The sequence below is a fragment of the Collimonas sp. OK242 genome (assembly GCF_900107095.1).
GTDB lineage: Bacteria > Pseudomonadota > Gammaproteobacteria > Burkholderiales > Burkholderiaceae_D > Collimonas.
Genome location: NZ_FNOR01000011.1, coordinates 77,325 through 90,094, shown reverse-complemented (window position 1 = coordinate 90,094; position 12,770 = coordinate 77,325). Strand labels below are relative to the sequence as shown.

General features: G+C 59.6%; 9 protein-coding genes. 8 read left to right on the top strand and 1 reads right to left on the bottom strand.

The window, feature by feature from the left end; all coding sequences use genetic code 11:
* Positions 1-33: 33 nt before the first annotated feature.
* Positions 34-1,236: a formaldehyde dehydrogenase, glutathione-independent gene (fdhA, locus tag BLV81_RS13800; RefSeq protein WP_092357197.1), complete on the top strand. Its 1,203-nt coding sequence runs from the start codon at positions 34-36 to the stop codon at positions 1,234-1,236.
* Positions 1,237-1,292: 56 nt separating this feature from the next.
* Here the strand turns inward: fdhA and BLV81_RS13795 are convergent, their stop codons facing one another.
* Positions 1,293-2,381, bottom strand: a complete 1,089-nt coding sequence (locus tag BLV81_RS13795; RefSeq protein WP_092357379.1) for a threonine aldolase family protein — start codon at positions 2,379-2,381, stop codon at positions 1,293-1,295.
* Between the two features lie 484 nt (positions 2,382-2,865).
* Between BLV81_RS13795 and BLV81_RS13790 the strand changes: the two genes are divergently transcribed.
* The 7 genes from BLV81_RS13790 (at position 2,866) to BLV81_RS13760 (ending at position 12,618) form a co-directional block, all read left to right on the top strand.
* On the top strand, positions 2,866-4,257 hold the full coding sequence (locus BLV81_RS13790; protein WP_092357195.1) for an L-serine ammonia-lyase: 1,392 nt from the start codon (positions 2,866-2,868) through the stop codon (positions 4,255-4,257).
* 88 nt (positions 4,258-4,345) lie between these two features.
* On the top strand, positions 4,346-5,590 hold the full coding sequence (locus BLV81_RS13785; protein ID WP_092357193.1) for a sarcosine oxidase subunit beta family protein: 1,245 nt from the start codon (positions 4,346-4,348) through the stop codon (positions 5,588-5,590).
* Between the two features lie 27 nt (positions 5,591-5,617).
* On the top strand, positions 5,618-5,902 hold the full coding sequence (locus tag BLV81_RS13780) for a sarcosine oxidase subunit delta (RefSeq protein ID WP_092357191.1): 285 nt from the start codon (positions 5,618-5,620) through the stop codon (positions 5,900-5,902).
* Between the two features lie 2 nt (positions 5,903-5,904).
* Positions 5,905-8,913 carry a sarcosine oxidase subunit alpha family protein gene (locus BLV81_RS13775; RefSeq protein ID WP_092357377.1) on the top strand — a complete coding sequence of 1,003 codons (3,009 nt, stop codon included), beginning with the start codon at positions 5,905-5,907 and terminating at the stop codon, positions 8,911-8,913.
* Complete coding sequence (locus BLV81_RS13770) at positions 8,903-9,508, top strand: sarcosine oxidase subunit gamma (protein ID WP_255365211.1); 606 nt, start codon at positions 8,903-8,905, stop codon at positions 9,506-9,508. The genes BLV81_RS13775 and BLV81_RS13770 overlap by 11 nt, the downstream gene beginning before the upstream one ends.
* Entirely contained in the window at positions 9,508-9,948 is a 441-nt protein-coding gene (locus tag BLV81_RS13765) for a dihydroneopterin aldolase (RefSeq protein ID WP_255365210.1), read from the top strand. Before BLV81_RS13770 ends, BLV81_RS13765 begins: the two co-directional genes overlap by 1 nt.
* A gap of 360 nt (positions 9,949-10,308) precedes the next feature.
* Positions 10,309-12,618, top strand: coding sequence for an NADP-dependent malic enzyme (locus BLV81_RS13760; RefSeq protein ID WP_092357185.1), 2,310 nt, complete (start codon positions 10,309-10,311; stop codon positions 12,616-12,618).
* The last annotated feature ends 152 nt before the right edge of the window (positions 12,619-12,770 follow it).

Sequence of the window (12,770 nt, the reverse complement as noted above, 5' to 3'; positions counted from 1 at the left end):
TATCTTCATAACATCCTGACAGGAGGAGACACAATGTTTGAAAATCGTGGCGTGGTATACATCGAGCAGGGCAAAGTCGAGATACAGTCAATCCCATTTCCGAAACTCGATAATCCGCAGGGCAAGAAGATCGAGCACGGCGTGATCCTGAAAGTGGTTTCAACCAATATTTGCGGCTCCGACCAGCACATGGTGCGCGGCCGCACCACGGCGCAGGCCGGGCTGGTGCTTGGCCATGAGATTACCGGTGAAGTGATAGAGATCGGCTCGGATGTGGAAACCATCAGGAAGGGCGATCTGGTGTCGGTACCGTTCAACGTCGCCTGCGGCCGTTGCCGCACGTGCAAGGAACAACATACCGGCGTCTGTGAAACCGTCAACCCGGCGCGCGCCGGCGGCGCCTACGGTTATGTCGACATGGGTGGCTGGATCGGCGGCCAGGCCGAGTACGTGATGGTGCCTTATGCCGATTTCAACCTGCTGCGTTTCCCCGATAAAGAGCAGGCGATGGCCAAGATCCGCGACCTGACTTGTCTGTCGGATATCCTGCCGACCGGCTACCACGGTGCGGTGACGGCCGGCGTCGGTCCCGGCGCCACTGTGTATGTCGCAGGCGCCGGTCCGGTCGGCCTGGCTGCCGCTGCTTCGGCCCGTTTGCTCGGCGCCGCGGTGGTGATCGTCGGCGATGTCAATCCTTTGCGTCTGATCCATGCGCGCAGCGTCGGTTTTGAAACCGTGGACCTGTCCACCGATACTTCGCTGAGCGACCAGATCGCCCAGATCCTGGGTGTGCCCGAAGTCGATTGCGCGATTGATTGCGTAGGCTTCGAGGCGCGCGGCCATGGCCATGCCGGAGCGCAGTTGGAAGCACCGGCAACCGTACTCAATTCGCTGATGGAAGTTACCCGTGTCGCGGGCAAGATCGGCATCCCCGGTTTGTACGTGACCGACGATCCGGGCGCCGTCGACGGCGCCGCCAAGCGCGGCAGCCTGAGTATCCGCCTCGGCCTGGGCTGGGCCAAGTCGCACAGCTTTCATACCGGCCAGACGCCGGTGATGAAATACAACCGGCAACTGATGCAGGCGATCCTGTGGGACCGCATCAAGATCGCCGATATTGTCGGCGTCGAAGTGATCACCCTGGATCAGGCGCCGGCCGGCTATCAGCAGTTCGATGCCGGGGCTCCAAAGAAATTTGTCATCGATCCGCATCATTTGCTGAAAAAGGCTGCCTAGGCAAAGCCTGCATGACGACCTGCTGACGGCGGATTCCGGCGCCGTCAGAGGTCGTATCATGCTGGCGCAAGCAAGGCCTGGAACTGCTGCAGAATCGTGGCAATCCGGTCGTCGGACAAGGACAGCAGCGCTTCTCCCACATACCACTCGATGTAGCTCTGCTGCGGCAGCGCCGCGTGCCGAGCCTCGCCAAACAGCCAGATGCCGTGCTCCTCGGCCATTTGATCACGCGCGGCGTTCGCAATGTCACGGCCAACCGGCAGGTAGAGATGCAGCATATTGCAATGCGGCTGGCGCGGATTGGTTTGCCAGAGCGGGTAGCGCGCCAGTAAGCGATATAAATCCCGGGTGCGTTGCAGGTATGCCGGCATGCGTGCGAGTTTCTGATCCAGCTGCATTGCTGCTGCCACGACGTAGGGCGAGCGCTGATAGACATTGCCGCCCATGCGCTTCATCCATTCCGATGCGCGGGCGATGAAATCGTGCCTGCCCAGCAGCATTGCGCCGCCCAGGCCGCCGATGCCCTTGTAAAACGAGACATACGCACTATCAAAGCCAGCTGCCACGCTGTCGAGCGGCTTGCCATAGCCGGCCGCTGCCTCCCACACACGTGCGCCATCCAGATGAAGATGAATATTCTGTTCATGACAATATTCCTTGACCGTATTCAACTCTTCCCACGCCGGCAGCTGGCCGCCGATTTCACGCATAGGCAGCTCATACAGCGCAGCTCCCGCACGGTCCGGCAGAGCTTTGAGCTCATCCACGGTCCATGGCCGGTAAGGATTTCCCAGGCTGAGCGAGGTGAAGTGGCCAAGCAGCTGGTAATTGCTGCTTTCGTGCAGCAGCACATGCGCGCTCGGATGGAGAGCCGCCAGCGGATTGCCCCTGTCCTGACAGGCGAGCCGGAGCGCCACCGCCTGGGCCAGCGTGCCGGTAATCACGAAGCGGCCAGCCTCGAAGCCCAGCAGTCCGGCTACCTTGTTTTCGAAATCTTGAATCAGTGCGCCTTCGCCGTAGCTGTCATGCTGGATATCATGCGCCTGGCACCAGGCCGCCATCTCGGAAAAATCCTGAGCGGCAGAGCGTGGCGGGGCTGCGGAAAAGAAGGTATGGCATTGACTGCGTAGATTGGCGTTGGGCATATTTTTCGGTTTCATTTCAAGAACAGGAGCTTGCCATCCTACCCCTATTCCCATCGCCCCAGCCATCTCTCTTTTTCGGCAAAAATCCTGACGTCAAGGTGTGCGTTTCAGGCGAGTTTGTCATCCAATTTAAAATATTCAATTGATAATATTTTAGCGTTTGACTTATGGCCTACAAGAAAATGTCATCGCGTTCCGGCGCCGACTTAGCCGTAAAATCAAAAAATGTCGCGCTTGTCGGAAAAGGACAAACACTTGTCAGCTACGGAAAATAGACCAGTCTGCGCAAGGACAAAATGATGCCAGGGAATAGCACTGCAATTTATCGCTGATGGCTGCGTTAATCAGCAGCGTTGCGCTGTATTCTGGCGTTGTCGTGTCTCGTGCGTTTGCTGCTGTTTGCCGGGAAAAATACTTCAACCCACCCAGGAGTTGCCATGAACGGTTCACCCTTGTTTTACCAGAGTATCCAAGCGGGTTTTCTATGAACATCAGCACATTCGATTTATTCAAGGTCGGCATCGGTCCATCCAGTTCGCACACGGTGGGTCCGATGATTGCCGCCAATCGATTCGCTGTTCATTTGCATGACGCTAATCTGCTGGATGCGGTGCACGCTGTCCGCGTCGAGTTGTACGGCTCGCTCGGCGCAACCGGTAAGGGCCACGGCAGCGACAAGGCGGTACTGCTGGGCCTGGAAGGCAATCTGCCGGACGACATCGATCCGGATCATGTCGAGCCGCGCCTGGCGGAAATCCGCAGTTCAAGAAAACTGCAGTTGAACGGCACGCATTCGATCTGCTGCGTGGAAAAAGAACATGTGCTGTTTTTCCGCCGCGAAGCATTGCCGCAACATCCGAACGGCATGCGCTTTGTCGCCCTGGATGCGAGCGGCAGCGTGATTGCGGAAAAAGAATACTACTCGGTCGGCGGCGGGTTTGTGGTCAGCAAGGAAGGGCAGCGCGTCAACCTGGTGCAGGCGGGCAGCGTGCAGGCGGAGGGCGATCTTCCATACCCCTTCCATTCCGGCGACGATCTGTTGCGGATGTGCGCCGAAAGCGGCCTGACCATCGCGGCGCTGATGATGGAAAACGAAAAGCATTGGCGCTCGGCGGAAGAGGTGCGCACCAAACTGCTGGGAATCTGGGATGTGATGGCGGCAGCGGTAAAGCGCGGCTGCTCGATAGGTGGTGAATTGCCGGGGCCGATGCGGGTCAAGCGCCGTGCTGCCGAGTTGTATCGGCAACTGAAGGACCGTTCCGAAGAATCACTGGTGGATCCCTTGTCCATGCTCGACTGGGTCAACCTGTATGCGATGGCGGTGAATGAAGAAAATGCTGCGGGCGGACGGATAGTTACTGCGCCGACCAACGGTGCGGCGGGGGTGTTGCCGGCGGTGCTGCATTATTACACCAAGTTCATCCCCGGCGCCAATCTGGATGGCGTCATGACCTTCATGCTGACGGCAGCGGCGATCGGTCTGATCTACAAGGAAAACGCGTCGATCTCCGGCGCTGAAGTCGGCTGCCAGGGCGAGGTCGGCGTCGCCTGCTCGATGGCGGCGGGAGCACTGGCTGCGGTCTTGGGCGGCAGCACGGAGCAGATCGAGAACGCTGCTGAAATCGGCATGGAGCACAACCTCGGCATGACCTGCGATCCGGTCGGCGGCTTGGTGCAGATTCCTTGCATAGAACGCAATGCGATGGGCGCGGTGAAGGCGATCAACGCCGCCCGCATGGCATTGCGCGGCAACGGCAAGCATTATGTGTCGCTCGATAAAGTGATCAAGACCATGATGCAAACCGGAGCCGACATGAAGACCAAATACAAGGAAACATCGCGTGGCGGTTTGGCGGTCAATGTCATTGAGTGCTGAGTAGTCTTTATCAATACAAGGATGGCGCTCAAGCCGCGCAGCAGGCTGCCGAGCCATCCGTAACGGTTCCGGTTTTTTTGAGGGAAATATGAGCAATTATTCGATATTCAGCTTGATCCGCAACGGGCTCTCCTATCATGAGAACTGGCAGCGCGCCTGGAAAAGTCCGGAACCGAAAAAAGAGTACGACATCGTCATCGTCGGCGGCGGCGGCCACGGCCTGGCGACTGCCTATTATCTGGCCAAGGTGCACGGCTTGCGCAATATCGCCGTGATCGAAAAGGGCTGGATAGGCGGCGGCAACACCGCCCGCAACACCACCATCGTGCGCTCGAATTACCTGTGGGACGAATCGGCCATGCTGTATGAAAAAGCCATGCAGCTATGGGAGGGGCTGTCGCAAGATTTGAACTACAACGTCATGTTCAGCCAGCGCGGCGTGATGAACCTGGCGCATACCTTGCAGGACGTGCGCGACACCGACCGCCGCATCAACGCCAACCGGCTCAACGGCGTCGACGCCGAGTGGCTGACGCCGGCGCAGGTCAAGGAAATCGTGCCTATCATTAACCTCAACAGCCACTATCCGGTGCTGGGCGCTTCGTTCCAGCGGCGCGGCGGCGTCGCCCGGCATGATGCGGTGGCCTGGGGTTTCGCCCGTGGCGCCGATGAGCGCGGCGTCGACATACTGCAGAATTGCGGCGTGACCGGAATCCGGCGCGAGAACGGGGCGGTGACCGGGGTCGATACCGTGAAGGGTTTCATCAAGGCCAAGAAGGTGGCGGTAGTCGCAGCCGGCCACTCAAGCGTGCTGGCCGCCATGGCCGGCATCCGCCTGCCGCTGGAAAGCCATCCTTTGCAGGCACTGGTGTCGGAGCCGATCAAGCCGATCATCGATACCGTGGTGATGTCGAATGCAGTGCACGCTTACATCAGCCAATCCGACAAGGGCGACCTGGTGATCGGCGCCGGCGTCGATCAATACACCGGTTACGGCCAGCGCGGCAGTTATCACGTGATCGAAGGGACTTTGCAGGCGATTGTCGAGATGTTCCCGGTATTTAGCCGGGTCCGCATGAACCGCCAATGGGGCGGGATTGTCGATGTCTCGCCGGATGCCTGCCCGATCATTTCCAAGACCCCGGTAAAGGGCCTGTATTTCAATTGCGGCTGGGGCACCGGCGGCTTCAAGGCTACGCCGGGCTCGGGCTGGGTGTTCGCCCACACCATCGCCAATGACCATCCACATCCTCTTAATGCGCCGTTTGCGCTGGACCGTTTCTACAACGGCCACCTGATCGACGAACACGGCGCTGCCGCCGTCGCTCACTAAAACCTGCCACCTGCCTGGAGATCCACCATGTTATTGATTACCTGCCCTTGGTGCGGGCCGCGCGCCGAGAGTGAATTCCATTGCGGCGGCGAAGCCGATATCGCGCGTCCGCTGGAAACCGAGAATATCAGCGACGAAGCCTGGGGCGACTACCTGTTCATGCGCAAGAATCCGCGCGGCGCGCATCGCGAACAATGGCTGCACAGCCATGGCTGCCGGCGCTGGTTCATGGCCGAGCGCGATACCGTCACTTATGAATTCCTCGGCTACAGCAAGTTCGGCGAGAAGATTGAAAAAGGGAGTGCCACATGAGCATCAGTCAAACGCACCGCCTGCAGAGCGGCGGCCGGATAGACCGCGGCGCGCAGCTCAGCTTTACTTTTAACGGCAAGAGCTACCAGGGTTACCAGGGCGACACGCTGGCTTCGGCCTTGCTGGCGAACGGCGTGCATTTTGTGGCGCGCAGCTGGAAATATCATCGTCCGCGCGGCATTGTGACGGCCGGCGTGGAAGAACCGAATGCGCTGGTGCAGCTGGAAAGCGGGGCGTATACGGTGCCCAACGCGCGCGCCACTGAAATCGAGCTGTATCAGGGTTTGAGCGCGACCAGCGTCAACGCCAGCCCCAGCATCGAGAACGACCGGATGGCGGTGACGCAGTTGTTTGCCCGGTTCATCCCGGCCGGTTTCTATTACAAGACATTCAAATGGCCGCGCAGCTGGTGGGGCAAGTACGAAGAAGTCATACGCGAAGCGGCCGGCTTCGGCAAGGCGCCGACCGAGCGCGATCCCGACCGCTACGAAAAAACCTACGCCCATTGCGATGTGCTGGTTGCGGGCGCCGGTCCGGCCGGCCTGGCGGCAGCCTGGGTGGCCGCCGCTTCCGGCGCGCGGGTGGTGCTGGTAGACGATCAGTCGGAGCTGGGCGGCAGCCTGTTGTCAGGCCCGGCCGTGATCGACGGTTTACCGGCAGCCGCGTGGGTGACAAAAATAACCGCGGATTTACGGCGATCGCCGGAGGTGACGATTTTATCGCGCAGCACCGTGTTCGGCTACCAGGATCACAATCTGCTTACCGTGACCCAGCGCCTGAGCGAGCATTTGCCGCTGGCGGCGCGTGGCTCGCTGCGCGAACGGCTGTGGAAGGTGCGCGCCAAGCACGTGATACTGGCCACCGGCGCGCATGAACGGCCTATCGTGTTCGGCAATAACGATCTGCCCGGCATCATGCTGGCGTCGGCGGTGTCGACCTATATTCATCGCTACGGTGTGCTGCCGGGGCGCAAGGCGGTGATTTTCACCAATAATGACGATGCCTATCAAACCGCGCTGGATCTGAAGAGCAATGGCGCCGAGGTGACCGTAGTCGATCCGCGCGCCGCCGGTAATGGCAGCACCAGCAGCCTGCCGGCCGCTGCCAGGCGACTGGGCATCGACATCATCAACGATGCCGTGGTGGTGACCGCCAGCGGCAGCCGCCATGTGAAGAGGGTGGAGGTCGCCCGTCATCGGGATGGCGTGCCGGGGCAGTTCATCACTGCCATTGCCTGCGATTTGCTGGGCGTGTCCGGCGGCTGGAATCCGGTGATTCATCTGTTCGCCCAATCCGGCGGCAAGGCGCACTGGAACAATGACAAAGCCTGCTTTGTGCCGGGCTCGGCGATGCAGAAGGAAACCAGCGCCGGCGCCGCCAATGGCGACTTCAGCCTGAGCGGCGCCTTGCGCGACGGCGCCCTGGCAGCACAGCAGGCGATTGTTGCCGCGGGTTTGAAGCCGGTGACGCTGCCTAACTGGAAGGTCGCCGAACTGTCCGAGGCCGCCATCATGCCCTTGTGGCTAGTGGGCGATCGCAAGCAGGTGGGGCGCGGCCCCAAGCAGTTCGTCGATTATCAGAACGATGTCTCGGCGGCCGATATCTATCTGGCGGCGCGCGAGGGTTATCACTCGGTGGAACATGTCAAGCGCTATACCGCGCTCGGCTTTGGCACCGACCAGGGCAAGCTCGGCAATATCAACGGCATGGCGATCCTGGCCGAGGTGCTGGGCAAGACCATTCCGGAAACCGGCACCACCACCTTCCGTCCGAATTACACGCCGGTGACTTTCGGTACGGTAGCAGGGCGCGAACTGGGCGAGTTCCTGACGCCGATACGCAAGACCTGCATCCATTCGTGGCACCAGGAACAGGGCGCCTTGTTCGAGGATGTGGGCAACTGGAAACGTCCGTGGTATTACCCGCGCGGCAAGGAGGACCTGCACGCGGCGGTAGCGCGCGAATGCCTGGCGGCGCGTAACAGCGTCGGTATCCTGGATGCATCGACCCTGGGCAAGATCGATGTACAAGGGCCGGACGCCGTGACCTTGTTGAACTGGATCTACACCAATCCATGGAACAAGCTCGAAGTCGGCAAGTGCCGCTACGGTTTGATGCTGGATGAAAACGGCATGGTGTTCGACGATGGCGTCACGGTGCGCCTGGGCGAACAGCATTTCCTGATGAGCACCACCACCGGCGGCGCGGCACGCGTGCTGGACTGGATGGAGCGTTGGCTGCAGACCGAGTGGCCGCATTTGAAAGTCAACCTGACTTCGGTCACCGATCACTTCGCGACCTTTGCCGTGGTCGGCCCGAATGCCCGGCGCGTTTTGCAGAAAGTGTGCAAGGACATCGATTTTTCGAATGAGAAATTTCCCTTCATGTCGTTCCGCGAAGGCAGCATCAACAGCGTGTTTACCCGCATCATGCGGATCAGCTTTTCCGGTGAACTGTCGTATGAAGTGAACGTGCCGGCCAATATGGGGCGCGCCATCTGGGATGCGATCATCGAGGCCGGCAAGGAGTTCGACATCACGCCGTACGGCACCGAGACCATGCACGTGCTGCGGGCGGAGAAGGGCTATATCATCGTCGGCCAGGATACCGACGGTTCGGTCACGCCATTCGATCTGGGCATGGGCGGCCTGGTCGCCAAATCCAAGGATTTCCTCGGCAAGCGTTCGCTGGCACGTTCCGATACGGCGCGTAGCGACCGCAAGCAGCTGGTCGGACTGTTGAGCGAAGACAAGGATTTTGTCCTGCCGGAAGGCAGCCAGATCCTGGCCGAGCCAAGCAACGAAGCTATCGCCAGCATGATAGGTCACGTGACTTCCAGTTATTTCAGTCCGATCTTGCAGCGTTCGATTGCTTTCGCGCTGATCAAGGGCGGTCAGGACAAGATGGGGCAGGAGGTTAGTATTTCGCTGGCGAATGGGCGCAATCTCGCGGCCAAGATCAACAGCCTGGTGTTTTACGATGCAGAAGGAGTCCGTCAACATGTTGAATGAAACCCAGCTTTTCCAGGTGCAGCAAGAATCGCCGTTCACCGAACTGACGCAGTTGCTGGCGCCGCTTGCCGTGGGCGCCAGGCAAGCTGTCAGCATGGAGGAAAGGCCTTTCCTTGAATTGATCAATATCAAAGGCCAAGCGGATTCCGCGGTGTTCCTGTCGGCGGTCAAGAGCCTCACCGGCGCGACCTTGCCGCTGCAGCCCAATACGGTAGCGGAAAGCGAGCAGTTCACTATCTACTGGCTGGCGCCCAATGAATGGCTGATCCAGTCCAGGCAGCCGCGCTTGCCTGCGCTTTGCGCCGATCTGAGCAGCGCACTGGCGGGGCAGTTCGCCTCCGTGGTGGATGTCAGCAGCGGCAACACCAGCCTGGTTCTCAGAGGGGCGAAGGCACGCGAAGTATTGCAAAAAGGCTGTCCGCTGGATTTCCATCCTGGGGTGTTCACGGTTGGCCAATGCGCCCAGAGCCATTATTTCAAGACTGGCGTCTTGTTGCGGCCGCTGGCTGAGAACGCGTATGAACTGGTCATCCGACGCAGCTTTGCCGATTATTTCGGCCGCATACTGCTGGACGCTTGTCAGGAGTATTTCTGATGAAGAATGAAAATATCGCCAGCGGCGTACGCTGGCAAATCTTCGTCGAAGCGCTGGCGGTGACCACACGCATCGGCTTGCATCCGCACGAACATGAAAAGCCGCAGGCGGTCGAGCTGGACATCGAACTGTCTTACCGCACCGGTGGCGGCCAGCACGATGATGATGCTTCTTCGGTGATCGACTACGATCATTACTGCGGCGTGGTCACGGCTTTCCTGCAAGCCAAGCCGCATACCCGATTGCTGGAGACGCTGGCGTCCGAAGTCGCGAACCTGTCGTTTCGCGAGTTCTCCATGCTGGATGAAATCCGGGTCGCAATCCATAAGCCCAAGATCCGTCACAATACCGGACGCCTTGGCGTGGCTTCGAGCTGGACGCGCTGGAGCTATGAGACCCTGCTGCTGCAACAGCCGTTGGAGAGCGGCGTCGTGGTTTGAAGCTGCGATCAGGAAAATTCGATTTGGTGTTGATATGACTCAATATTCAATATTCAATATTTAAGAGCTATCTGTTGAGAAAAGCCCGCATGCGCGGGCTTTTCGTTTTATGCGGCACCCGGGATGTATGTCATTGGTAATTTCGTTGGTGTTTTTTAACGGCAACGCTGCAAGTTCCAGCAGATTCGTCTACCATTTGCCATGAGCCGCATTATTCAAACCACGACACCGAAGAACAATTTCCCTTTCCCCAGAGCATCTTCAACAACAGAGATATCGGTCAGCGAGAAACCGAATCGATAGACATTGTGATAATGTCGCTGCCATCCAATTTTCACTAGCGTATCCAGGAGACCATCAATGAGCACCCCAACCACTCTTTCTGCGGCCGAGCAGGCCCTGCGCGACGCTGCGCTCGAATATCATCGCAGCCCGACGCGCGGCAAGATCGCCGTGGTGCCTACCAAGCCTTTGTCGAACCAGCGCGACCTGTCGCTGGCTTATTCGCCCGGCGTCGCCTATGCCTGCCTGGCGATCCATGAAGATCCGGAGATGGCGGTGGAATACACCTCGCGCGCCAATCTGGTGGGTGTGGTCACCAACGGCACCGCAGTGCTTGGCCTGGGCGATATCGGTCCGCTGGCAGGCAAGCCGGTGATGGAAGGCAAGGGCTGTCTGTTCCATAATTTTGCCGGCATCGATGTATTCGATATCGAATTGGCTGAGCGCGATCCGGACAAGCTGGTCGAGATCATCGCCGCGCTGGAGCCGACGCTGGGCGGCATCAACCTGGAAGACATCAAGGCGCCGGAATGTTTCTATATCGAAAAGAAGCTGCGCGAGCGCATGAAAATCCCGGTCTTTCACGACGACCAGCACGGCACCGCCATCATTTCTTCGGCAGCCTTGCTGAACGGCCTGGAGCTGGTCGACAAGAAGATCGGCGAAGTCAAGCTGGTAGCCTCCGGCGCCGGCGCCGCGGCGATTGCCTGTCTCGACCTGATGGTCGAGCTGGGCGTCAAGCGTGACAACATCTTCGTCTGCGATTCGCGCGGCGTGATTCACGATAAGCGAGAAGACAAGCTGGATGTCTCCAAGCAGCGCTACCAGCAGACTACCGATGCGCGCACCCTGGCAGATGCAATTGTCGGCGCCGATGTGTTCCTCGGCTGCTCGGCGCCCGGCGTGCTGACGCAGGATATGGTCAAGACCATGGGCGCGCAGCCTATCATCCTGGCTCTGGCCAATCCGGAACCGGAAATCCGTCCCGAGCTGGCGCTGGAGGCGCGGCCGGACTGCATTATCGCCACCGGCCGTTCGGATTATCCGAACCAGGTTAACAATGTGCTGTGCTTCCCTTACATTTTCCGCGGCGCGCTGGATTGCGGCGCCACCAGCATCACGGAAGCGATGAAGGTCGCTTGCGTGCGCGAGATTGCCGACTTGACCAAGGCTGAGATCAGCGAAGAAGTGGCATCCGCCTACGCCGGCCAGGAACTGCATTTCGGTCCGGAATACCTCATTCCGAAACCTTTCGATTCGCGCCTGATCTTGCGCATTGCCCCTGCGGTCGCCCGTGCTGCCGAAGAGTCCGGCGTGGCGACACGTCCGATCAAGGACATGGATGCGTATCGCCAGTCGCTGATGCGTTTTGTCAGCCACACCGGCATGTTCATGCGCCCGGTTTTCCTGGCGGCGCGCGGCGAACCGCAACGTATCGTCTACGCCGAGGGCGAGGACGAACGGGTATTGCGTGCGGTGCAGATCGCGCTCGAAGAAAAACTGGTGCGGCCTATCCTGATCGGCCGCCCGGCGGTGATCGAGGCGCGCATCAAGCGCGCCGGCCTGCGCTTGCAGGCCGGACGTGATTTCGAGCTGGTCAACCCGGAAGACGACGTGCGTTTCCGCCAATACTGGGAGACCTATCACGAGATCAAGGCGCGCGACGGCGTCACTCCCGAGATGGCGAAATCCACATTGCGCCGTTCCAACACCACCATCGCTGCGCTGCTGGTCAAGCTGGGCGACGCCGATGGCATGCTGTGCGGCCTGGTCGGGCGTTTCGATAACCATCTGGAACATGTGAGCGACATCATCGGCCTGCGCGACGGCGCCAAGTGTTTCGCCACCATGAACGGCCTGGTACTCGACAAGCACACCTTGTTCATCGCCGATACCTTCGTCAACGATGATCCGGATGCGGAGCAGTTGTCCGACATCGCCGCCATGGCGGTGGAAGAAGTCAGGCGCTTCGGCGTGCCGCCCAAAGTGGCGTTCCTGTCGCATTCGATGTTCGGTTCCAGCACCCGGCCTTCGGCCAAGAAGATGCGCGCCGCACGCGATTTGTTCGTCAAGCGCATGCCGGATGTCGAAGCCGATGGCGAGATGCATGGCGATGCCGCCCTGAGCGCAGAGCTGAGGGCGAAGTACTTGCCGAAATCGACCCTGAGCGGCGACGCCAATGTATTGGTGACGCCGAATCTGGATGCCGCCAATATCCTGTTCAACGTGTTGAAAATGACCGGTGGCCAGGGTGTCACGGTCGGACCGGTATTGCTGGGCGCTGCGGCTCCGGTGCATATCCTGAACCCGTCCGCGACTGTGCGGCGGGTGGTCAACATGACTGCGCTGGTGGTGGCAAACGCGATCTCCGCAAAACAGAAAGTCTGATCGGTCAAAAAAAAGGCCTGTAAAAAATCCCCGTATCTGCATCGGCAGCGACGGGGATTTTTATATGGATGCCATCATTTTTTATCCGATGTGAACCTGGCTAGCTATCGATGTAGGTGGATTCCTACAATCCTTTGCGGTGGGCGCCGATA

Bases quoted from the DNA above. Each gene is read 5' to 3' on its own strand.
- BLV81_RS13760 (WP_092357185.1), top strand. From the start codon at position 10,309: ATGAGCACCCCAACCACTCTTTCTGCGGCCGAGCAGGCCCTGCGCGAC.
- fdhA (WP_092357197.1), top strand. From the start codon at position 34: ATGTTTGAAAATCGTGGCGTGGTATACATCGAGCAGGGCAAAGTCGAG.
- BLV81_RS13785 (WP_092357193.1), top strand. From the start codon at position 4,346: ATGAGCAATTATTCGATATTCAGCTTGATCCGCAACGGGCTCTCCTAT.
- BLV81_RS13780 (WP_092357191.1), top strand. From the start codon at position 5,618: ATGTTATTGATTACCTGCCCTTGGTGCGGGCCGCGCGCCGAGAGTGAA.
- BLV81_RS13770 (WP_255365211.1), top strand. From the start codon at position 8,903: ATGTTGAATGAAACCCAGCTTTTCCAGGTGCAGCAAGAATCGCCGTTC.
- BLV81_RS13790 (WP_092357195.1), top strand. From the start codon at position 2,866: ATGAACATCAGCACATTCGATTTATTCAAGGTCGGCATCGGTCCATCC.
- BLV81_RS13795 (WP_092357379.1), bottom strand. From the start codon at position 2,381: ATGCCCAACGCCAATCTACGCAGTCAATGCCATACCTTCTTTTCCGCA.
- BLV81_RS13765 (WP_255365210.1), top strand. From the start codon at position 9,508: ATGAAGAATGAAAATATCGCCAGCGGCGTACGCTGGCAAATCTTCGTC.